The sequence below is a fragment of the Serratia sp. CY76391 genome (assembly GCF_052166695.1).
Taxonomy (GTDB): Bacteria; Pseudomonadota; Gammaproteobacteria; order Enterobacterales; family Enterobacteriaceae; genus Serratia; species Serratia nematodiphila.
Map to the genome: position 1 here is coordinate 80,238 of NZ_JBJNOJ010000008.1, position 21,481 is coordinate 101,718.

The 21,481-nt window shown below is 55.3% G+C and carries 18 protein-coding genes; 13 read left to right on the plus strand and 5 right to left on the minus strand.

The genetic code is table 11. The features are described 5' to 3' along the window. Window positions 1-71: 71 nt before the first annotated feature. Complete coding sequence (purU, locus tag ACJ8PN_RS15685) at window positions 72-920, minus strand: formyltetrahydrofolate deformylase (RefSeq protein WP_016927485.1); 849 nt, start codon at window positions 918-920, stop codon at window positions 72-74. Window positions 921-988: 68 nt separating this feature from the next. Then, complete coding sequence (locus tag ACJ8PN_RS15690) at window positions 989-1,453, minus strand: YchJ family protein (protein WP_016927486.1); 465 nt, start codon at window positions 1,451-1,453, stop codon at window positions 989-991. A gap of 118 nt (window positions 1,454-1,571) precedes the next feature. On the opposite strand from ACJ8PN_RS15690, the gene rssA reads away from it, so the two are divergent. The 5 genes from rssA (at window position 1,572) to ACJ8PN_RS15715 (ending at window position 7,126) form a co-directional block, all read left to right on the plus strand. Further along, entirely contained in the window at window positions 1,572-2,474 is a 903-nt protein-coding gene (rssA, locus tag ACJ8PN_RS15695; protein ID WP_015378095.1) for a patatin-like phospholipase RssA, read from the plus strand. Between the two features lie 103 nt (window positions 2,475-2,577). Then, entirely contained in the window at window positions 2,578-3,591 is a 1,014-nt protein-coding gene (gene rssB, locus ACJ8PN_RS15700) for a two-component system response regulator RssB (RefSeq protein WP_004932178.1), read from the plus strand. Between the two features lie 213 nt (window positions 3,592-3,804). Then, window positions 3,805-4,722: a UTP--glucose-1-phosphate uridylyltransferase GalU gene (gene galU, locus ACJ8PN_RS15705; protein WP_033634792.1), complete on the plus strand. Its 918-nt coding sequence runs from the start codon at window positions 3,805-3,807 to the stop codon at window positions 4,720-4,722. Between the two features lie 40 nt (window positions 4,723-4,762). Beyond that, a complete protein-coding gene (locus ACJ8PN_RS15710) occupies window positions 4,763-6,106 on the plus strand; it encodes a UDP-glucose dehydrogenase family protein (RefSeq protein WP_004932175.1) in 1,344 nt (447 codons plus the stop codon). A gap of 9 nt (window positions 6,107-6,115) precedes the next feature. Next, entirely contained in the window at window positions 6,116-7,126 is a 1,011-nt protein-coding gene (locus tag ACJ8PN_RS15715) for an NAD-dependent epimerase (RefSeq protein ID WP_015378092.1), read from the plus strand. A 186-nt stretch (window positions 7,127-7,312) separates the two neighbouring features. Here the strand turns inward: ACJ8PN_RS15715 and hns are convergent, their stop codons facing one another. Then, window positions 7,313-7,720, minus strand: a complete 408-nt coding sequence (gene hns / locus ACJ8PN_RS15720; RefSeq protein ID WP_004932170.1) for a histone-like nucleoid-structuring protein H-NS — start codon at window positions 7,718-7,720, stop codon at window positions 7,313-7,315. A 700-nt stretch (window positions 7,721-8,420) separates the two neighbouring features. On the opposite strand from hns, the gene ACJ8PN_RS15725 reads away from it, so the two are divergent. Next, window positions 8,421-9,005 (plus strand): thymidine kinase, encoded by a 585-nt coding sequence (locus ACJ8PN_RS15725; RefSeq protein ID WP_015378091.1) that lies wholly within the window; start codon window positions 8,421-8,423, stop codon window positions 9,003-9,005. A gap of 119 nt (window positions 9,006-9,124) precedes the next feature. Here the strand turns inward: ACJ8PN_RS15725 and adhE are convergent, their stop codons facing one another. Next, a complete protein-coding gene (gene adhE / locus ACJ8PN_RS15730; protein WP_171454160.1) occupies window positions 9,125-11,797 on the minus strand; it encodes a bifunctional acetaldehyde-CoA/alcohol dehydrogenase in 2,673 nt (890 codons plus the stop codon). A gap of 531 nt (window positions 11,798-12,328) precedes the next feature. Between adhE and ACJ8PN_RS15735 the strand changes: the two genes are divergently transcribed. The 7 genes from ACJ8PN_RS15735 (at window position 12,329) to oppF (ending at window position 21,044) form a co-directional block, all read left to right on the plus strand. Continuing rightward, on the plus strand, window positions 12,329-12,973 hold the full coding sequence (locus ACJ8PN_RS15735) for a YchE family NAAT transporter (protein WP_015378089.1): 645 nt from the start codon (window positions 12,329-12,331) through the stop codon (window positions 12,971-12,973). A 696-nt stretch (window positions 12,974-13,669) separates the two neighbouring features. Beyond that, the gene (locus tag ACJ8PN_RS15740; protein WP_411260823.1) at window positions 13,670-15,307 is read left to right on the plus strand and encodes an ABC transporter substrate-binding protein; all 1,638 of its coding nucleotides are present in this window, start codon (window positions 13,670-13,672) and stop codon (window positions 15,305-15,307) included. Window positions 15,308-15,454: 147 nt separating this feature from the next. Beyond that, a complete protein-coding gene (gene oppA / locus ACJ8PN_RS15745; protein WP_004932153.1) occupies window positions 15,455-17,092 on the plus strand; it encodes an oligopeptide ABC transporter substrate-binding protein OppA in 1,638 nt (545 codons plus the stop codon). Window positions 17,093-17,174: 82 nt separating this feature from the next. After that, complete coding sequence (gene oppB, locus ACJ8PN_RS15750; RefSeq protein ID WP_004932150.1) at window positions 17,175-18,095, plus strand: oligopeptide ABC transporter permease OppB; 921 nt, start codon at window positions 17,175-17,177, stop codon at window positions 18,093-18,095. A 14-nt stretch (window positions 18,096-18,109) separates the two neighbouring features. Next, window positions 18,110-19,018: an oligopeptide ABC transporter permease OppC gene (oppC, locus tag ACJ8PN_RS15755; RefSeq protein WP_004932149.1), complete on the plus strand. Its 909-nt coding sequence runs from the start codon at window positions 18,110-18,112 to the stop codon at window positions 19,016-19,018. Between the two features lie 11 nt (window positions 19,019-19,029). Then, entirely contained in the window at window positions 19,030-20,046 is a 1,017-nt protein-coding gene (locus ACJ8PN_RS15760; RefSeq protein ID WP_044031106.1) for an ABC transporter ATP-binding protein, read from the plus strand. After that, window positions 20,043-21,044, plus strand: coding sequence for a murein tripeptide/oligopeptide ABC transporter ATP binding protein OppF (gene oppF, locus ACJ8PN_RS15765; RefSeq protein WP_004932143.1), 1,002 nt, complete (start codon window positions 20,043-20,045; stop codon window positions 21,042-21,044). The genes ACJ8PN_RS15760 and oppF overlap by 4 nt, the downstream gene beginning before the upstream one ends. Before the next feature lie 73 nt (window positions 21,045-21,117). Here oppF and ACJ8PN_RS15770 read toward each other — a convergent pair whose 3' ends face one another. Continuing rightward, window positions 21,118-21,441 (minus strand): HI1450 family dsDNA-mimic protein, encoded by a 324-nt coding sequence (locus ACJ8PN_RS15770; RefSeq protein ID WP_004932139.1) that lies wholly within the window; start codon window positions 21,439-21,441, stop codon window positions 21,118-21,120. Between the last annotated feature and the right edge of the window lie 40 nt (window positions 21,442-21,481).

Sequence of the window (21,481 nt, forward strand, 5' to 3'; positions counted from 1 at the left end):
AATGAATCGTTTGCCGTTTTTTTATTCTTGGCGGTGCATCCCTGAACGAAATGCACCGATTTATTGAACGATTACAGAATAACGGTGCGGTTGCCGTAGACGAAGACGCGCTGCGCCAGCACCTGATACAGGGCGCGGCTGAGCACGTTTTTCTCCACGTCGCGGCCGGCGCGCATCATATCCTCGGCAGAATAGGTGTGATCGACGTGGATCACGTCCTGCATGATGATCGGGCCTTCGTCGAGATTGTCGTTAACGTAGTGGGCGGTGGCGCCGATGATTTTTACTCCGCGCTCGTAGGCCTGGTGATAAGGCCGTGCGCCGATAAACGCCGGCAAGAACGAATGGTGAATGTTGATTACCTGATTCGGATAATGTTGCACGAAGGCTGGGGTCAGCACGCGCATATATTTGGCCAGCACCACGTAATCCGGCTGATATTGATCGATCTTGGCCGTCATTTCGCGGTCGTGCTGTTCGCGCGTCAAGCCTTCGTGGCTCACCAGATGGAAAGGAATATCGAAACGCTCCACCAGCGATTGCAGCGTGTCGTGGTTGCCGATTACGGCGGCGATCTCAACGTCGAGGCCGCCATAGGCGCTTTTCATCAACAGATCGCCCAGGCAGTGCGCCTCTTTGGTGACCAGCACCACGATGCGCCGGCGCCCGGTGCTGTGCAGTTCACGCAGCGAACCTTCCGGCAGGGCGCTGTCCAGATCGGCCAGCAGCGTGTTGTCGTTGAAAATGCCTTCCAGCTCGGTGCGCATGAAGAAACGCCCGGTGCGGTGATCGACGAACTCATTGTTCTGGACGATATTGAGTTCGTGCTTGTAACAGATGTTGGTGATCTTGGCGATCAGCCCTTTGGCGTCCGGGCAGATGGTGCGTAACACTTTCCGTTGTACATTTTGGTGTGGCATGGGTTTGAGGATCCTGTCTGATACTGAACGGCCTGTCTGCGCAGGCGTAAACGTGAAGCGCCGGCCGGCTAGCGCCCGCAGCACTTCTTGTATTTTTTCCCTGAGCCACAGGGACACATCGCATTTCGGCCGGGCTGGGGTTTGGTGCCGTCGATATAATACCAACGTTGATCGCGACGAAGGAAGCGCGAGCGCTCATGCATCGCCTGCGGCTCGCCGCTTTCGCCATCGGTGAAACGGGCGATGAATTCGACGAAGCCTTCATCCGGCTCATGACCGGCTTTCTCTTCCACGATCGTCAGGCCCAGCCATTCGGTATTCTTAAAACTGTCGACGATGGCATTGCGCCACGCTTCGGCGCCGCAGTCGGGGTGCCAGGTGGCGATCAGATAGTCGACGTTATGATTCACGTAGGCGGTGAAGCGTGAACGCATCAGTTGGCCGGGCGTCGGCGCCGGCTGACTGCCGCTGATAAAAGGGGCGCAGCACGCGTTATACGCCAGTCCGCTGCCGCATGGGCATGATTCGGGCAAAATAACTCCTGAGAAAACGAGGCTGAAAATGAATTTAGCGCATATGTTACCTAACAATATTCGTCAGTGACAATCTACCCTGAAAGCAGAGAACACCGTTTACCGAGAGGATGACGCGATGCGGCAAATCAAGATCGGACTGGCGCTGGGAGCGGGCTCGGCTAAAGGCTGGGCGCACATCGGCGTGATCAATGCGTTAAAGAAGCTGGGGATTGAGGTCGATATCGTTGCCGGCTGCTCTGTCGGCGCGTTGGTGGGCGCCGCGTTCGCCAGCCATCGCCTGCCGGCGATGGAGCAGTGGGTGCGATCGTTCAGCTATTGGGACGTGATTCGCCTGATGGATTTTTCCTGGCAGCGCGGCGGCCTGTTGCGCGGCGAGCGGGTGTTTAACGCCGTCGGACAACTGCTGAAGATCAATGATATCGCCGATTGTGCGTTGAAGTTCGGTGCCGTGACGACCAATCTCAGTACCGGGCGTGAGCTTTGGCTGACCGAAGGCGATATTCATCAGGCGATACGCGCCTCCTGCAGCATGCCCGGCCTGTTGGCTCCGGTATGGGCCGACGGCTATTGGCTGGTGGATGGCGCGGTGGTCAATCCGGTGCCGGTGTCGCTTTGCCGCGCCATGGGCGCCGATATCGTCATTGCGGTCGATCTGCAGCATGACGCGCACCTGATGCAGCAGGATCTGTTCTCGATACGTATCGAGGAAGAAAGCCCGGACGATGCGCCTGCGGCTACCTGGCGCGGGCGTCTGCGGGAACGCGTCGGCAGAATGCGCAAGCGCAAACCGGCGACGGCGCCGACGGCGATGGAGATTATGAGCACATCGATTCAAATGCTGGAGAATCGCCTGAAGCGCAACCGAATGGCGAGCGATCCGCCGGATGTCTTGATCCAGCCTTTTTGCCCGCAAATCTCGACGCTGGATTTCCACCGCGCCGATGAAGCGATCGAGGCGGGGTTGCTGGCGGTTGAAAAACAACTGGATCGGTTGTTGCCGTTGATAAAAAATAGATAATTCTCGGTTCTTGGTTGGCAATGCGCAGTTGGTCTGTTTCAGACGAGCATAAGTGACCTTTTTGAGCCACTATTACACTATGGAAAGGGACGAGGCTCGGCTGATGGCATTACCACTCACTCACAAGCGCATCTTGATCGTTGAGGACGAACAGGTTTTTCGTTCCGTGCTGGTCGGTTATCTGACCTCGCTGGGCGCTGAAACCGGCGAGGCGACCAACGGTTTACAGGCGCTGAGTGCCGTCGATGACTTCAAGCCGGATCTGATTCTGTGCGATCTCGCGATGCCGGAAATGGGCGGTATCGAATTCGTTGAACACCTGCGTTTGCAGGGGCTGCAAATCCCGGTGCTGGTGATCTCGGCCACCGACAAGATGGCGGACATCGCCAAGGTGCTGCGGTTGGGCGTGCAGGATGTGCTGCTCAAGCCGCTGACCGATCTCAATCGCCTGCGTGAAGCGGTGCTGGCGTGCTTATACCCCAATATGTTCACCTCCCAGGCGATTGAAGAGGTTGAACTGTTTCAGGATTGGGATGCGTTGAGCAAAAATCCTTCCGAAGCCGTCAAACTGCTTAAGCAACTGCAGCCGCCGGTACAGCAGACCATTGCGCATTGCCGGATCAACTATAGGCAGTTAACCACCGGCGAAAATCCCGGTCTGGTGCTGGATATCGCCGCCTTGTCAGAAAAGGATCTGGCATTCTATTGCCTGGACGTCACGCGCGCCGGCGATAATGGCGTATTGGCGGCACTGCTGTTGCGCGCATTATTTAATGGGCTGCTGCAGGACCATCTGGCTAATCAACAGCATCGTTTGCCGCAAATGTCGGCATTGTTAAAGCAGGTTAATCAATTATTGCGGCAGGGGAAATTAGACGGTCAATTCCCTCTGTTGTTGGGATATTATCACGCCGAAAATAAAAACCTGATTCTGGTTTCCGCCGGGCTGCATGCCAACGTCAATACCGGTGACAATCAAATCCAGCTGAGCAACGGCGTGCCGCTGGGGACGCTGGGGGCTACCTACATGAATCAGATCAGCCAGCGTTGTACCGCCTGGCAATGTCAGGTATGGGGCAGCGGTGGCCGATTGCGACTGATGCTCAGCGCTGAATAGCAGGCAGCGATCGGCGCGATCTTAAGCTATTTACTTATCTGTAATTAAACCGTTTATTTATTCTCCGGATTATCCGAACGGGTAATAGTCCTAAATGTTTTCTATTTGTGTTCTGGTTAATGCTCGGCGCGCATAAGCTGGTATACTCCGAAGGTTTTTTTATATCGATCCCAAGCTCATAAAATGAGCGCTTTAGCTTTAAGAGAGGAAATAATGCCTGCTGTAAATCGCAAAGTCAGAAAAGCCGTGATCCCGGTTGCAGGCTTGGGTACGCGGATGTTGCCGGCCACCAAAGCCATTCCGAAAGAAATGCTGCCGCTGGTTGATAAACCTCTGATCCAATACGTCGTCAATGAGTGCATTGCGGCGGGGATTAACGAGATTGTGCTGGTCACCCACTCCTCCAAGAACTCGATCGAAAACCATTTTGATACCAGTTTCGAACTCGAAGCGATGCTGGAAAAACGCGTCAAGCGCCAATTGCTGGACGAAGTGCAGTCGATCTGCCCGAAAGGCGTTACCGTGATGCAGGTTCGTCAGGGTAATGCCAAAGGCCTGGGGCACGCGATTATGTGTGCCTACCCGATGGTGGGCGATGAACCGGTCGCGGTGGTGCTTCCGGACGTGATCCTCGACGAATACAGCGCCGATCCGAAAAAAGACAACCTGCACGAAATGCTGCAGCGCTTCGAAACCACCGGCGTCAGCCAGATCATGGTTGAACCCGTGCCGCATAAGGATGTCGGAAACTACGGCGTAGCCGACTGTAAGGGCGTTGATTTGCAACCGGGCGAAAGCGCGCCGATGGTCAGCGTGGTTGAGAAACCATCACCGGATAAAGCCCCTTCCAACCTGGCGATTGTCGGTCGTTATGTGTTGTCCGCCGATATTTGGCCGCTGTTGGCGAAAACGCCTCCAGGCGCCGGCGATGAAATTCAGCTGACTGACAGCATCGAAATGCTGATGCAGCAGGAAACGGTGGAAGCGTATCACCTGAAAGGCGTGAGCCATGACTGCGGTAACAAACTGGGTTACATGCAGGCCTTCGTGGAGTACGGCATGCGTCATGCCAGCCTGGGCAAAGAGTTTTCTCAGTGGCTGCAACAGGTTGTTGCCGCTGACAAGAAGTAATTTGATCTTTCGTCTTAATTTGAAAAACTAGGATTTTCACATGAAAGTAACAGTTTTTGGTATTGGTTATGTGGGGCTGGTACAGGCCGCCGTGCTGGCTGAAGTTGGCCATGACGTTATGTGCATCGATGTTGACGAACGAAAAGTCGAGAACCTGAAAAAAGGGAATATCCCGATTTTTGAACCGGGCCTGACGCCGCTGGTACAGCAAAACTATGAGGCTGGGCGCCTGCATTTCACCACCGATGCCAAAGCGGGTGTGGCGCACGGGAATATCCAGTTTATCGCCGTCGGTACGCCGCCGGATGAAGACGGTTCCGCCGATCTAAAATATGTCACCGCGGTGGCGCGCACCATCGCCGAGCATATGACCGATCGCAAAGTGGTGATCGACAAATCTACCGTGCCGGTCGGTACGGCGGACAAAGTGCGTCAGGTGATGGCGGAAACGTTGGCAAAACGCGGCAGCAACGTGCCGTTCGACGTGGTGTCCAACCCTGAATTCCTGAAGGAAGGCGCTGCGGTGGCTGACTGCATGCGCCCTGAGCGCATCGTGATCGGCACCGATAATAAAGAGGTGATCGAGCCTATTCGCGAGCTGTACGAGCCGTTTAACCGCAATCACGATCGTATGATCATGATGGATATCCGCAGCGCGGAACTGACCAAATATGCCGCCAACTGCATGCTGGCGACCAAAATCAGCTTTATGAACGAAATGTCCAACCTGGCGGAAATGTTGGGCGCGGACATCGAGAAAGTGCGTCAGGGCATCGGTTCCGATTCACGCATTGGTTATCACTTCATCTATCCTGGCTGTGGCTACGGTGGTTCTTGCTTCCCGAAAGATGTTCAGGCGCTGATCCGCACGGCGGAGCAGATCGGTTACCAACCGAAGCTGTTGCAGGCGGTAGAGCAGGTCAACTACCAACAAAAAGACAAGCTGAACAGCTTTATCAAAGACTATTTCGGCAGCGATTTGAAGGGCAAAACCTTCGCACTGTGGGGGCTGGCGTTCAAGCCGAATACCGATGATATGCGTGAAGCGTCCAGCCGTGTGCTGATGGAGCAGCTGTGGGCTGCCGGCGCCACCGTTCAGGCCTACGATCCGGAAGCGATGAACGAAGTTCAGCGCATCTATGGCCAGCGCGACGATTTGAAGCTGATGGGTACCAAAGAGGCTGCGTTGCACGGCGCCGATGCTCTGGTGATCTGCACCGAATGGCAGAATTTCCGCGCGCCGGACTTTGATGTGATCAAGGGCGCGTTGAAGCAGCCGGTGATCTTCGATGGACGTAACCTGTACGATCCTGAGCGTTTGGCGAATCGCGGCTTTACCTACTATGCGATTGGCCGCGGTGCCTCGATTAAACCGGTTATTTAAGGAGTGGGCATGAAATTCCTGGTTACAGGCGCCGCAGGGTTTATTGGTTATCACGTTGCAGAGCGTTTGTTGACCGCCGGGCATCAGGTTGTCGGCATCGATAACCTGAATGACTATTATGACGTGGGCCTGAAAATGGCCCGTCTGGACAGACTGGCGGATAAGCCGGGATTCCGCTTCATCAAGTTGGATTTGGCCGATCGTGAAGGCATGGCGACATTGTTCGCCGAGCATCAGTTCCAACGAGTCATTCATTTGGGTGCCCAAGCCGGCGTGCGTTATTCGCTGGTCAACCCGTTGGCTTATGCGGACGCTAACCTGATCGGTCATTTGAACGTTCTGGAAGGCTGCCGTCATAATAAGGTCGAGCATTTACTTTACGCTTCCTCCAGCTCTGTTTATGGCCTCAATCGCAAGTTGCCGTTTGCTACCGAAGATTCTGTCGACCACCCTGTGTCACTGTATGCGGCAACCAAAAAAGCCAATGAGCTGATGTCACACAGTTACGCTCATTTATACGGTCTGCCGACGACGGGGCTACGCTTCTTTACCGTATATGGTCCCTGGGGGCGTCCGGATATGGCGCTGTTCAAGTTTACCAAGGCCATATTGGCGGGGGAGAGTATCGATGTATATAACCACGGTGAAATGCACCGTGACTTTACTTACATTGATGATATCACCGAGGCGATTGTGCGGCTGCAGGCGGTTATTCCGCAGGCAGATCCGTCATGGACCGTTGAACAGGGATCGCCGGCGACCAGTTCCGCGCCGTATCATGTTTATAATATCGGCAATAACACCCCCGTTAAACTGATGGAATATATCACGGCGTTGGAGCAGGCTTTGGGGCTAACTGCCCGCAAGAATATGCTGCCAATGCAACCTGGCGACGTGATGGATACCAGCGCGGATACCGCGGAGCTTTATCGTGACATTGGTTTTAAGCCGGAAACCAGCGTTGAAGAGGGTGTGAAGCGCTTTGTTGATTGGTATAAGGCATTCTACCAGGTTCAATAATTGAACGAGGGTATATGCGACAAAGGGGCCTTAGGGCCCTTTTTTTTCGCTGGAACCTCATGCAAGGAACAAAATGCGAATTAGGATATTTACTAAAAGGAAAGGGATGAGGCAGGATCGCGGCGATAAGCTTTAAAATGAAAAGGCCCCCCGCAGGGAGCCTTTCAGATACGGGCCGAATCGCTATTACAGCAGGAAATCGTCCAGAGATTTACCTTGCTCTTCGATAGCTTTCTTAATCACCGCTGGAGTACGGCCTTGGCCGGTCCAGGTTTTCAATTCGCCGTTTTCGTCTTTATATTGGTATTTAGCAGGACGTGCTGCGCGTTTTGCTTTACCGGCAGCCTTGTTGGCAGCCATGGTTTGCAGCAGTTCATTCGGATCGATACCGTCAGCAATCAGCATTTCGCGGTATTGCTGCAGTTTACGGGTGCGTTCTTCGATTTCTGCTTGAGCCTGGCTGTCTTCTTCGCGACGTTCGTTCACAACAACTTCCAGTTTCTCGAGCATTTCTTCCAGCGTTTCCAGTGTGCATTCTCTTGCCTGGGCGCGCAGAGTGCGGATGTTGTTCAAAATCTTTAATGCTTCGCTCATTGTCCTAGTCTCAAATTATATTGGTGGGGGGCGTCTCGATAATAATAGAGCGCTATTTTCTTTTCTGCAATAGCCAAATTGACTTGAATACTCAAATTTACCTTTTAAAAAACCGTTAATCGGATCTGTCCGACTAATATAGGAAGGGCTGTTAACTATTACCCTTGTCGCACTTAAGTCAAAATTTCAGCAGGCATGCTTTAAAAGGCGTGTGTCGCAAGGCTTTCATCGATAAGTTATCGCCGTAATTTATATCAATATTACAATGGGTTCTGTGGGCTTAATCACGTCATGGCAAGGCAGACATTGTAAACAATAGGGGTATATAGGTAAAGATTGCGTCAGGAAACGTCGGGGACAGCGGAGGTGATTAAATGCCCTGTATTGGCCCCGTGTATAATAGGCTGGCGCGCCGTTGCGGTTGCGGCACCCGCCGCGGCGAAAGGGTGATTATGCATTAATGGGCAAATGATCGCGGTTAACCATTAGCAAGAATTAATAGTGATGACAGGCATACATTATCCTGTAAATAGCTGTAAAAAGAACGGGCCGACAGAACGATATGTTTCGCTTGAAAGCGCATTATTACGGCGAACGCAATATTCGTTCGCTTTGGGCTGAGCCTGGGGGGCGGCTTATGGTACACTTACCGTCCTAATCGACATTTGAATATTTCTTATACCATCGGAGTTGCGGGGCCATGGCTCAACTTTATTTTTATTACTCTGCGATGAATGCCGGCAAGTCCACCGCGCTGCTACAGTCTTCATATAACTATCAAGAACGTGGTATGCGCACGCTGGTGTTCACTGCGGAGATCGATCACCGTTTTGGCGTAGGTAAGGTCAGCTCGCGCATCGGTTTATCCTCGCAGGCCCAGCTCTATAACAACGACTCGATGCTGTACGCCATGATTCAGCAAGAGCATCAACAGCAGCCGGTGCATTGTGTACTGCTGGATGAAAGCCAGTTCCTGACCAAGGCGCAGGTTGAGCAATTGTGCGATGTGGTGGACCAACTGGACATTCCCGTATTGTGCTACGGCCTGCGTACCGATTTTCTCGGTGAGCTGTTTACCGGCAGCCAATATTTGCTGGCCTGGGCCGATAAGCTGGTGGAATTGAAAACCATCTGTCACTGCGGGCGCAAAGCCAATATGGTGTTGCGGTTGGATGAAAACGGCCAGGCGATGCACGCCGGTGAGCAGGTGGTGATTGGCGGTAACGAGAGCTATGTCTCCGTCTGCCGTAAGCATTATAAAGAGGCGATTCACTCCCTGGAGTAGGGGAGAAAACGCCGCCAAAGCCCGCTGAGGCGTTTTGGCGGCGTGAGTCGAAATGCAGCGCCTCCGGCGCAATAAAAAACCCGCCGTTTGGCGGGTTTTTTTATCGGTTCACGAAACCGTTATTTCTTGGGCTTCTTTACCGCGGCTTTGGCTGCAGCCGGAGCTGCCGCTTCCTCTTCGACTGCTTCGCTGAATTCGCGGCCGTAGAAGGTATCCAGCATGATTTGCTTCAGTTCGGCAATCAGCGGATAGCGCGGGTTGGCGCCGGTGCATTGGTCGTCGAACGCGTCTTCCGACAGCTTGTCGACTTTCGCCAGGAAGTCCGCCTCCTGCACACCCGCCTCACGGATGGAGGTTGGGATGCCCAGCTCGGTTTTCAGCTCGTCCAGCCAGGCCAGCAGTTTCTCAATTTTCTGTGCGGTGCGGTCGCCCGGTACGCTCAGGCCGAGGTGGTCGGCGATTTCAGCGTAGCGGCGGCGCGCCTGAGGGCGGTCGTACTGGCTGAAGGCCGTCTGCTTGGTCGGGTTGTCGTTCGCGTTGTAGCGAATGACGTTGGAAATCAGCATCGCGTTGGCCAGGCCGTGCGGAATGTGGAACTCCGAACCCAGTTTGTGCGCCATGGAGTGACAAACCCCGAGGAAGGCGTTGGCGAAAGCGATACCGGCGATGGTGGCGGCGTTGTGCACGCGTTCACGGGCAACCGGGTTTTTCGCGCCTTCTTTGTAGCTGGCCGGCAGATACTCTTTCAACAGTTTCAGCGCCTGCAGCGCCTGGCCGTCGGAGTATTCGTTCGCCAGCACCGAGACGTAGGCTTCCAGCGCGTGGGTCACCGCATCCAGGCCACCGAAGGCGCACAGGGATTTCGGCATGTTCATCACCAGGTTGGCGTCGACAATCGCCATGTCCGGGGTCAGCGCATAGTCGGCCAGCGGGTATTTCTGCCCGGTGGCGTCGTCGGTCACGACGGCGAACGGCGTGACTTCCGAACCGGTGCCTGAAGTTGTGGTGATGGCGATCATTTTCGCTTTCACGCCCATTTTCGGGAATTTGTAGATACGCTTGCGGATGTCCATGAAGCGCAGCGCCAGATCCTCGAAGTGGGTTTCAGGATGTTCGTACAGCACCCACATGATTTTCGCGGCGTCCATCGGCGAACCGCCGCCCAGCGCGATGATGACGTCCGGTTTGAAGGAGTTCATCTGCTCGGCGCCTTTGCGCACGATGCTCAGCGTCGGATCGGCTTCCACTTCGAAGAACACTTCGGTTTCGATGCCGTGAGACTTCAGAACCTTGGTGATCTGGTCAGCATAGCCGTTGTTGAACAGGAAACGGTCGGTCACGATGAAGGCGCGTTTCGCCCCGTCGGTCGCCACTTCTTCCAGCGCGATAGGCAGCGAGCCACGGCGGAAGTAGATCGATTTCGGAAGTTTGTGCCACAACATGTTTTCTGCTCGCTTCGCTACAGTTTTCTTGTTGATCAGGTGTTTAGGTCCGACGTTCTCAGAGATGGAGTTGCCACCCCAGGAACCGCAACCCAGCGTCAGCGAAGGCGCGAGTTTGAAGTTGTACAGGTCGCCGATACCGCCCTGAGAAGCCGGGGTGTTGATCAGGATGCGAGCCGTTTTCATTTTATCGCCGAAGTAGGCGATGCGAGCCGTTTGGTTATCCTGGTCGGTGTACAGGCAGGAGGTGTGGCCGATACCGCCCATGGCGACCAGTTTTTCGGCTTTTGCGACGGCGTCTTCGAAGTCTTTGGCACGGTACATCGCCAGGGTAGGCGATAGTTTTTCATGTGCGAAAGGTTCGGACTCGTCGACCAGCTTCACTTCACCGATCAGCACTTTGGTGTTGGCCGGCACTTTGATGCCTGCCATTTCGGCGATTTTCGGTGCGGATTGCCCGACGATGGCCGCATTCAGACCGCCGTTTTTCAGGATGATGTCCTGCACCGCTTTCAGTTCTTTACCCTGCAGCAGATAGCCGCCGTGGGAAGCGAAGCGTTCGCGTACCGCATCATAGATAGCGTCAACGACGATGACCGACTGTTCGGAAGCGCAGATAACGCCGCTGTCGAAGGTTTTGGACATCAGGATAGAGGCGACCACGCGCTTGATGTCTGCGGTTTCGTCTACCACGACCGGCGTATTACCGGCGCCGACGCCGATGGCCGGTTTGCCGGAGCTGTAGGCGGCTTTCACCATGCCCGGGCCACCGGTGGCCAGGATCAGGTTGATGTCAGGGTGGTGCATCAGCTGGTTGGACAGCTCGACGGTAGGTTGGTCGATCCAACCGATGATGTCTTTTGGCGCGCCGGCGGCGATAGCGGCTTGCAGCACGATATCGGCGGCTTTATTGGTGGCATTCTTCGCACGCGGGTGCGGCGAGAATATGATGCCGTTACGGGTTTTCAGGCTGATCAGCGCTTTGAAGATCGCGGTAGAAGTTGGGTTGGTGGTAGGGACGATACCGCAAATCAGGCCGATAGGTTCGGCGATGGTGATGGTACCGAAAGTGTCATCTTCAGACAGGATGCCACAGGTTTTTTCATCTTTATAGGCGTTGTATATGTACTCGGAAGCGAAGTGGTTTTTGATCACTTTGTCTTCGACGATACCCATTCCGGATTCTTCCACGGCCATTTTGGCCAACGGGATACGGGCATCAGCAGCGGCGAGGGCGGCAGCGCGGAAGATTTTATCCACTTGCTCTTGAGTGAAGTTGGCATATTCGCGCTGGGCTTTTTTGACACGTGCGACAAGCTCGTTCAGTTCAGCGACATTCGTTACAGCCATAATGCTCTCCTGATAATGTTAAACTCTTTCAGTAAATAAGCCGTGCGAGCCACTAGTATAGTCATAACGGGAATAAACGGTGATTCGAATACCGGGGGTTTCCCGCGTTATTTCTTCGCATGCTGCTGATTTGCTTAAAGAGCTTTACCCTGCGCCAACCGGAGGGGCAGGCAGTGAAGAGAACGGAACCGGCTGGATTGCCACCGACTTTGTTCTACTCCCTGACTACGACTAAGAGCTTACCCACTGTTGGGTAGTTGATTTGTGATCTAAATCATGAAAAGTGCAAGCTGACACCTTTCAGCTTGACGGTGTTGAGAGTAGTTATCAATAACCGTGATCGATGACTCTTTTTTCAACATAAAAAATCAAAAGGCCATACATCACTTTAACAAAGGGCATTTGTTTTGTTGCCTAACTTGCTGGTAGTCAAAAATGCTGCTCTGGCCGGATGGATTACCCACGGCAATTCCATTACATTAGCGCGCATAGGCAGCACACCTTTTTATAGCACTTAACGCGGAGCCATCTGTGGGCCAATCTCTGTTGGATCTTTCCGGCTTTATCAAGTTCTTTGTCGGTCTGTTTGCGCTGGTCAACCCGGTGGGCATCTTGCCGGTGTTTATCAGCATGACCAGCTACCAGGCGGAAGCAGGGCGCAATAAAACCAACCTGACCGCCAACCTGTCGGTCGCCATTATTCTGTGGACATCGCTGTTCCTGGGCGAAGGGATCTTGCGGATGTTCGGCATCTCCATCGATTCGTTCCGCATCGCCGGCGGTATTCTGGTGGTGACCATCGCCATGTCGATGATCAGCGGCAAGCTGGGAGAAGACAAACAGAACAAACAGGAAAAATCGGAGAGCGCAATCCGCGAGAGCATCGGCGTAGTGCCGTTAGCACTGCCGCTGATGGCAGGGCCGGGGGCGATCAGTTCCACCATCGTGTGGAGTTCCCGTTATCACAACTGGCAAAGCCTGCTCGGCTTTACGGTCGCGATCGCCTTGTTCGCCTTTTGCTGTTGGTTGTTGTTCCGCGCCGCGCCGCTGTTGGTGCGTTTGCTTGGGCAGACCGGCATCAACGTGATCACCCGTATCATGGGTCTGTTGCTGATGGCGCTCGGGATCGAGTTTATCGTTACCGGCATTAAGGCGATATTCCCCGGCCTGTTGTAATACCCTTTGTTTAGCCGCGTACCTTTCGCCTAGGCGCGGCTAAAATTAATTTTAAAGTTTAAATTATTTATTGGTTCGCATTATTATAGTGCACAGGATGAATGAAATTTATGCGGTTGCACTCTTATGTTGCATAAATCTCATGTTGCTGTGCAAAAAAAACGCTAAGCGTTATTTCAGACACTTTTCTTCCCCCATTTCCGCGCGTTTTGCCCCCGCTCAACGGTAAAGCTGTTGTTAAATTAATCACATCATTCTGTGGGGCTTGTCTCACTTTCATCCAGGTGTTATTAGTGATTAACCGACCATAGGCAGGTGTTTGTTCTTTGAATGTCCGGATTGTTAACTGAATGTTTCTTTGTGCGGTAATGAGATTGCGTTGATGGTTTCAAATGAAATGATTTCATCTTTTTTTTCTTTAAAATCATAGCGATGATTTTGTTTCTACGCGTCCTCGATCTTGGGGGCCGGATCGGGCTTCGTGCGATAAAAGAGAATTGCTTAACATTTTCGTAAAATTTATTGGCTATGGAATTTGGCTTCTGCTAATTTCCGAGCAACTTTCCCGTGGTCAATTAACTGAAATGCGCCATAAAAACGGGAATGATTTTTGCTGGAATCCGTTTATTTAGAATTCTTATAAACACTTCACAAACTTCGATAAGCGATGCTTGTCGGTGAAAAGGAGCCTCGATTATGCAGCAAACCCTGAAGTGCACTTCTTTGAGCTTGTTGATTAGCGGCGCGCTGAGCGTCGGCGCCATAAATAGCAGTTTGGCGGCGGAAGTGCCGGCCGGCGTTCAGTTGGCGCAGCAGCAGAATATTGTGATCAACAACGGCAGCGAAGTGGCTTCATTGGATCCGCATAAGGTCGAGGGCGTACCGGAAAGCAATATCATTCTTAACCTGCTGGAAGGGCTGGTGAGCACCGACGCCAACGGACATGTGGTGCCGGCAGCGGCGGCGAGCTGGGAAAACCAGAATTATCAGCAATGGACCTTCCACCTGCGCCCCGGCGCGGTGTGGAGCGACGGCAGCCCGGTGACCGCACAAGACTTCGTCTACAGCTGGCAGCGCCTGGCCGATCCGAAAATTGCCTCGCCCTATGCCAGCTACCTGCAGTACACCAAAGTCGACAATATCGACGATATCCTGACCGGTAAGAAGCCTCCGCAGGCCCTCGGCGTCAAGGCGCTGGACGACCAGACGCTGCAGGTGACGCTGAGCGAACCGGTGCCGTATTTCATCAGCATGCTGAGCCACACGTCGCTCAAACCGGTGAAGCGCGCGGTAGTGGAGAAATTCGGCGACAAATGGACGCTGCCCGCCAACTATGTCGGCAACGGCGCTTACCGTCTGAAAGAGTGGGTGGTGAACGAGCGCATTGTGCTGGAGCGCAGCCCGAGCTACTGGAACAACAAGCAGACGGTGATCAATCAGGCGACCTTCCTGCCGATCGCTTCCGAAGTCAGCGACGTCAACCGCTTCCGCAGCGGCGAGATCGACATCACCAACAGCGCCATTCCGCCGTACCTGTACGTCAAAATGAAGCGCGAAGTGCCCGAGCAACTGCACGTTAACCCTTATCTGTGCACTTTCTATTACGAACTCAATAACCAGCGGGCACCGTTCACCGATCCGCGGGTGCGTGCGGCGGTGAAGATGACGCTGGATCGCGACATCATCGCCAACAAGATCATGGGCCAGGGGCAGATCCCGGCCTACAGTTTCACGCCAACCTTCACCGAAGGCGCCAACTTCACGCAGCCCGCCTGGGCCGGCTGGAGCCAGGAACAGCGCAACGCCGAAGCCAAGAAACTGCTGATGGAAGCGGGTTACAGCGACGCCAAGCCGCTGAAGTTCTCGCTGCTGTACAACACCTCCGATCAAAACAAACAGCAGGCGATCGCCGCCGCGTCGATGTGGAAAAAGAACCTCGGCGCCGACGTCACGCTGCGCAATCAGGAGTGGAAGACCTCGCTGGAAAGCCGCCATCAGGGGCAATACGACGTGGCGCGCGCCACCTGGTGCGGGGATTACAACGAGCCCAGCGCGTTCCTGAACCTGGTGCTGTCCAACAGCAGCATCAATACCGTGTTTTATAAGAGCCCGGCGTTCGACGCCATCATGGCCGCCACCCTGAAGGCGCCGGATGAGGCCGCGCGCGCCGCGCTCTATCAGCAGGCAGAAGCGCAGCTGGACAAAGACTCCGCGTTGATCCCGGTGTATTACCGCGTCAGCGCGCGGTTGATTAAGCCGACGGTAGGCGGGTTCACCGGCAAAGATCCGCTGGACTATACCGACGTTAAAAATCTTTACATTATCAAGCAGTAAAGGGGTATTCCTCACGCCGAGGCGCTGGGGAATATAGGGAAGGCCGGCCGCCGCATTCGTTCCGCGGCGGCGGGAAAACAGAGTCCGCTTACGGGCAACGCAGGTTCCACGAAGAGCCTGTGATAATAAAAACTGGAGTCGATAAGTATGACCAACATCACGAAGAAAACCCTCATTGCCGCCGGCGTCATCGCCGCGCTCGGCATCACAGCAACCACCGGCGCTTTCGCCGCCGACGTTCCTGCGGGGGTGCAGCTGGCGGATAAGCAAGAAATCGTCAAAAACAACGGTTCCGAAGTGCAGTCGCTGGATCCGCATAAAATCGAGGGCGTGCCGGAAAACAACGTGACCCGCGATCTGATGGAAGGCCTGGCGAACAACAGCCCGGACGGTTCCATCGTGCCGGGCGTCGCGGAAAGCTGGGATAACAAGGATTTCAAAGTCTGGACCTTCCACCTGCGCAAAGACGCCAAATGGTCCAACGGCAAGCCGGTGACGGCGCAAGATTTCGTCTACAGCTGGCAGCGCGTAGTGGATCCGAAAACCGCGTCGCCTTACGCCAGCTACCTGCAGTACGCCCATGTGGAAAACGTCGATGACATCATCGCCGGTAAAAAAGACAAGTCGACGCTGGGCGTGAAGGCTATCGACGACCACACTTTCCAGGTGACCCTGAGCGAGCCGGTGCCTTATCTGGTTGAAATGACCCCGCACTACGCCATGAAGCCGGTTTATAAAGAGGCGGTGGAGAAATTCGGCGAGAAGTGGACGCTGCCGGCCAACTACGTCAGCAACGGCGCCTACAAACTGAAAGACTGGATTGTCAACGAACGCATCGTACTGGAACGCAACCCGGAATATTGGGATAACGCCAAAACCATCATCAATAAAGTGACGTTCCTGCCTATTTCGTCGGAAGTGACCGACGTTAACCGCTACCGCACCGGCGAAATCGACATGACTTATAACAACATGCCGATCGAACTGTTCCAGAAGCTGAAGAAAGAGATCCCGAAAGAGGTGCACGTCGATCCTTATCTGTGCACCTATTACTACGAAATCAACAACCAGAAGGCGCCGTTCACCGATGCGCGCGTTCGTGAAGCGCTGAAGCTGGGTATGGATCGCGACATCATCGTCAACAAGGTGAAAAACCAGGGCGATCTGCCGGCCTACAGCTTTACGCCGCCATACACCGACGGTGCCAAGCTGACTCCGCCGGAGTGGTTCGGCTGGACGCAGGAAAAACGCAACGAAGTGGCGAAGAAACTGCTGGCGGAAGCCGGCTACGGCCCGGGTAAACCGCTGACCTTCTCCCTGTTGTACAACACGTCAGACCTGCACAAGAAGCTGGCGATCGCCGCCGCCTCCATCTGGAAGAAAAATCTGGGCGTGGACGTGAAGCTGGTGAACCAGGAGTGGAAAACCTTCCTGGATACCCGTCATCAGGGCACCTATGACGTGGCGCGCGCCGGCTGGTGCGCCGACTACAACGAACCGAGTTCGTTCCTGAACATGATGCTGTCCGACAGCAGCAGTAACACCCCGCACTACAAAAGCGCCGAGTTCGATAAGCTGATGGCCAACGTGTTGACCGCGAAGAGCAAAGACGAGCGCGCCGATCTGTATCAGAAAGCGGAAGTTCAGCTGGATAAAGATTCCGCCATCGTTCCGCTGTATTACTACGTGAACGCCCGTCTGGTGAAACCTTACGTTGGTGGCTACACCGGCAAAGACCCGCTTGATAACGTGTACGACAAAAACCTGTACATCATCAAGCATTGATACGGTAAGAGCCGGCGGCCTGGCCGCCGGCCCATGTTGAGAATAATAAGCCGTTATCAGGCTGTCGCACAGGGTTAGGGCAATGCTGAAATTTATACTTCGTCGCTTGTTGGAAGCGATCCCGACACTATTTATCCTTATCACCATCTCATTTTTCATGATGCGCCTGGCGCCCGGCAGTCCATTTACCGGGGAACGCGCATTGCCGCCGGAAGTCATGGCGAATATCGAAGCCAAATATCATTTGAACGACCCGATCTGGAAACAGTACGGTCATTATCTGGCGCAGCTTGCGCAGGGAGACTTCGGCCCGTCCTTTAAATACAAGGATTATTCGGTCAACGATTTGGTGGCCAGCTCTTTCCCGGTCTCCGCCAAGCTCGGCCTGGCCGCGTTTCTGCTGGCGGTGGTGCTGGGCGTGAGCGCCGGTGTGATCGCCGCGCTGAACCAGAACACCAAATGGGACTATACGGTGATGGGGTTCGCCATGACCGGGGTGGTGATACCCAGTTTCGTGGTGGCGCCGCTGTTGGTGCTGATCTTCGCCATCACGTTGAAATGGCTGCCGGGCGGCGGCTGGAACGGCGGTGCGCCTAAGTTCATCATCTTGCCGATGGTGGCGTTGTCGCTGGCCTATATCGCCAGCATCGCCCGTATCACGCGCGGCTCGATGATTGAAGTGTTGCACTCCAACTTCATCCGCACCGCGCGCGCCAAAGGCTTGCCGATGCGTCGCATCATTTTCCGCCACGCGCTGAAGCCGGCGCTGTTGCCGGTGCTGTCCTACATGGGCCCGGCGTTCGTCGGGATCATCACCGGTTCAATGGTGATCGAAACCATCTATGGTCTGCCGGGGATCGGCCAGCTGTTCGTTAACGGCGCGCTGAACCGTGACTATTCCCTGGTGTTGAGCCTGACCATTCTGGTGGGCGCTCTGACCATTCTGTTCAACGCGATCGTCGATGTGCTGTATGCGGTCATCGATCCGAAAATCCGTTATTAATCTGGAGCACGCGAATGATGTTGACTAAAAAGAACAGCGAAGCTCTGGAACACTTCAGCGAGAAGCTGGAAGTGGAAGGGCGCAGCCTGTGGCAAGACGCGCGTCGGCGTTTTATGCACAACCGCGCGGCGGTCAGCAGCCTGTTCATACTGGCGCTGATCACACTGTTTGTGGTGCTGGCACCGATGCTGTCGCAATTCGCCTACGACGATACCGATTGGGCGATGATGTCCGCCGCACCCAGCGTTGAATCGGGGCACTATTTCGGCACCGACTCCTCCGGGCGCGATCTGCTGGTGCGCGTGGCGATCGGCGGGCGCATCTCGCTGATGGTCGGCGTGGCGGCGGCGCTGGTGGCGGTGATCGTCGGCACCCTGTACGGCGCGATGTCCGGCTATCTGGGCGGCAAGATCGACTCAGTGATGATGCGCCTGCTGGAGATCCTCAACTCCTTCCCGTTCATGTTCTTCGTGATCCTGCTGGTGACTTTCTTCGGCCAGAATATCCTGCTGATCTTCGTGGCGATCGGCATGGTGTCGTGGTTGGACATGGCGCGTATCGTGCGCGGCCAAACCCTCGGTCTGAAGCGCAAGGAGTTCATCGAAGCGGCGCTGGTGTGCGGCGTCTCCACGCGCAACATCGTGCTGCGGCATATCGTGCCGAACGTGCTCGGCGTGGTGGTGGTGTATGCCTCGTTGCTGGTGCCGAGCATGATCCTGTTCGAATCCTTCCTCAGCTTCCTGGGGCTGGGTACGCAGGAGCCGCTGAGCAGCTGGGGCGCATTGCTCAGCGACGGCGCCAACTCAATGGAAGTTTCACCGTGGTTGCTGCTGTTCCCGGCGGGTTTCCTGGTTGTCACTCTGTTCTGTTTCAACTTCATCGGCGATGGCCTGCGTGACGCCCTCGACCCGAAAGATCGTTAAGGAGTGCCACCATGAGCACCATTGAACATCCTGAGCTGCAAACCGCCGTCGGCGTTAAAGCGTCGCCGCTGCTGGACGTGAAAGACCTGCGCGTCACGTTTTCCACCCCGGACGGCGACGTGACGGCGGTGAACGATCTGAACTTCGATCTGCGCGCCGGTGAAACGCTGGGCATCGTCGGTGAATCCGGCTCCGGCAAATCGCAGACCGCGTTCGCCCTGATGGGGTTGCTGGCCAGCAATGGCCGCATCGGCGGCTCGGCCAAATTCAACGGCCGCGAAATCCTCAACCTGCCGGAAAACCAGCTCAACAAGCTGCGGGCCGAAGAGATCTCGATGATCTTCCAGGACCCGATGACCTCGCTCAACCCGTATATGCGCGTTGGCGAACAGCTGATGGAAGTGCTGATGCTGCATAAGAAAATGAGCAAAAGCGAAGCCTTCGAAGAGTCGGTGCGTATGCTCGACGCGGTGAAAATGCCGGAAGCGCGCAAGCGCATGCGCATGTATCCGCATGAGTTTTCCGGCGGCATGCGCCAGCGCGTGATGATCGCCATGGCGCTGCTGTGCCGGCCGAAGCTGCTGATCGCCGATGAACCGACCACCGCGCTGGACGTGACCGTCCAGGCGCAGATCATGACGCTGCTCAACGAGCTCAAGCGCGAGTTCAACACTGCCATCATCATGATCACCCACGATCTGGGCGTGGTGGCCGGCATCTGCAACAAGGTGCTGGTGATGTACGCCGGTCGCACCATGGAATACGGCAGCGCGCGCGAGGTGTTCTACCAGCCGAGCCACCCGTACTCCATCGGGTTGTTGAACGCGGTGCCGCGCCTCGACGCCGAAGGCGAAGCGTTGCTGACCATTCCCGGCAACCCGCCGAACCTGCTGCGGCTGCCGAAAGGTTGCCCGTTCCAGCCGCGCTGCCCGTACGCCATGGAGCAGTGCGCGAGCGCTCCGCCATTGGAGCAATTTGGGGAAGGGCGCCTGCGCGCCTGCTTTAAACCGGTGGAGGCGTTGGTATGACAGCGGTAACCGACAAGAAAGTGCTGCTCGAAGTGGCCGATCTGAAAGTGCACTTCGACATTCATGACGACAAGCAGTGGTTCTGGCAGCCGCCGAAAACCCTAAAGGCGGTCGATGGCGTTACGCTGCGGCTGTTCGAGGGGGAAACCCTGGGCGTGGTCGGCGAATCCGGCTGCGGCAAATCCACCTTCGCGCGCGCCATCATCGGCCTGGTGAAGGCCACCAGCGGGCGCGTCGCCTGGCTGGGTAAAGATCTGCTGGGCATGAACGACGCCGACTGGCGCAAAACCCGCAGCGATATCCAGATGATCTTCCAGGATCCGCTGGCTTCGCTCAACCCGCGCATGACCATCGGCGAAATCATCGCCGAGCCGCTGCGCACTTACTACCCGAAAATGCCGCGTCAGGAAGTGAAGGACAAGGTCAAGGCGATGATGCTGAAGGTCGGCCTGCTGCCTAACCTGATCAACCGTTATCCGCACGAGTTCTCCGGCGGCCAATGCCAGCGTATCGGCATCGCGCGTGCGCTGATCCTCGAACCGAAGCTGGTGATCTGCGACGAGCCGGTTTCCGCGTTGGACGTGTCGATTCAGGCGCAGGTGGTAAACCTGTTGCAGCAGCTGCAGCGTGAAATGGGGCTGTCATTGATCTTTATTGCTCACGATTTGGCGGTGGTGAAGCACATTTCCGATCGCGTGCTGGTGATGTATCTGGGCCATGCGGTGGAGCTGGGCACCTATGACGAGGTGTACCACAATCCGCAGCACCCTTACACCAAGGCGCTGATGTCGGCGGTGCCTATTCCGGATCCGGACAAGGAGAAGGAAAAGCAGATCCAGCTGTTGGAAGGGGAGCTGCCTTCGCCGATCAACCCGCCGTCCGGCTGCGTGTTCCGCACCCGCTGCCCGATCGCCGGGCCGGAGTGCGCCAAGACGCGTCCGCTGCTGGAGGGCAGTTTCCGTCATGCGGTTTCATGTCTGAAGGTCGATCCGCTGTAATGCGCCGCTAGCCGGCAACAAAAAGCCCCGCTGACTCAGCGGGGCTTTTTTTATCCGAAATATGAGCGGCGAATCACTCTTTCCACAGAATGTGGCATAGCTTGTGGTCTTTCTCGCGGCAGATCAGCACGCGGGCGAACACGTCGTTGATCGGCTCGCCGTCGCTGTCCGCCAGACCGATCACCACTTCGGCGAAGAAGTCCGGATTCAGGTCGTAATCCACGTGCTCGCTCCAGTCTTCGGAGGGGTCGTACAGTTCTGCGCCACCGCGCTCTTCAAACTGCAGATTGAACAGCAGAATATCCGCCGGATCCAGATTGTCGCCGGCCAATTCGAGGAAGATATCGTAGGCCTGTTCCAGCGTTTCGTCTTCGGTAAGGCGGTTATTCAAATCCATAAAAAAATCCTGATAACAAATGATTTGGCGCTATTAAAGC

Bases quoted from the DNA above. Each gene is read 5' to 3' on its own strand.
- ACJ8PN_RS15740 (WP_411260823.1), top strand. From the start codon at position 13,670: ATGCAGCAAACCCTGAAGTGCACTTCTTTGAGCTTGTTGATTAGCGGC.
- oppA (WP_004932153.1), top strand. From the start codon at position 15,455: ATGACCAACATCACGAAGAAAACCCTCATTGCCGCCGGCGTCATCGCC.
- rssB (WP_004932178.1), top strand. From the start codon at position 2,578: ATGGCATTACCACTCACTCACAAGCGCATCTTGATCGTTGAGGACGAA.
- oppC (WP_004932149.1), top strand. From the start codon at position 18,110: ATGATGTTGACTAAAAAGAACAGCGAAGCTCTGGAACACTTCAGCGAG.
- rssA (WP_015378095.1), top strand. From the start codon at position 1,572: ATGCGGCAAATCAAGATCGGACTGGCGCTGGGAGCGGGCTCGGCTAAA.
- adhE (WP_171454160.1), bottom strand. From the start codon at position 11,797: ATGGCTGTAACGAATGTCGCTGAACTGAACGAGCTTGTCGCACGTGTC.
- galU (WP_033634792.1), top strand. From the start codon at position 3,805: ATGCCTGCTGTAAATCGCAAAGTCAGAAAAGCCGTGATCCCGGTTGCA.
- ACJ8PN_RS15725 (WP_015378091.1), top strand. From the start codon at position 8,421: ATGGCTCAACTTTATTTTTATTACTCTGCGATGAATGCCGGCAAGTCC.
- oppF (WP_004932143.1), top strand. From the start codon at position 20,043: ATGACAGCGGTAACCGACAAGAAAGTGCTGCTCGAAGTGGCCGATCTG.
- ACJ8PN_RS15760 (WP_044031106.1), top strand. From the start codon at position 19,030: ATGAGCACCATTGAACATCCTGAGCTGCAAACCGCCGTCGGCGTTAAA.
- oppB (WP_004932150.1), top strand. From the start codon at position 17,175: ATGCTGAAATTTATACTTCGTCGCTTGTTGGAAGCGATCCCGACACTA.
- ACJ8PN_RS15715 (WP_015378092.1), top strand. From the start codon at position 6,116: ATGAAATTCCTGGTTACAGGCGCCGCAGGGTTTATTGGTTATCACGTT.
- ACJ8PN_RS15710 (WP_004932175.1), top strand. From the start codon at position 4,763: ATGAAAGTAACAGTTTTTGGTATTGGTTATGTGGGGCTGGTACAGGCC.
- purU (WP_016927485.1), bottom strand. From the start codon at position 920: ATGCCACACCAAAATGTACAACGGAAAGTGTTACGCACCATCTGCCCG.
- hns (WP_004932170.1), bottom strand. From the start codon at position 7,720: ATGAGCGAAGCATTAAAGATTTTGAACAACATCCGCACTCTGCGCGCC.
- ACJ8PN_RS15770 (WP_004932139.1), bottom strand. From the start codon at position 21,441: ATGGATTTGAATAACCGCCTTACCGAAGACGAAACGCTGGAACAGGCC.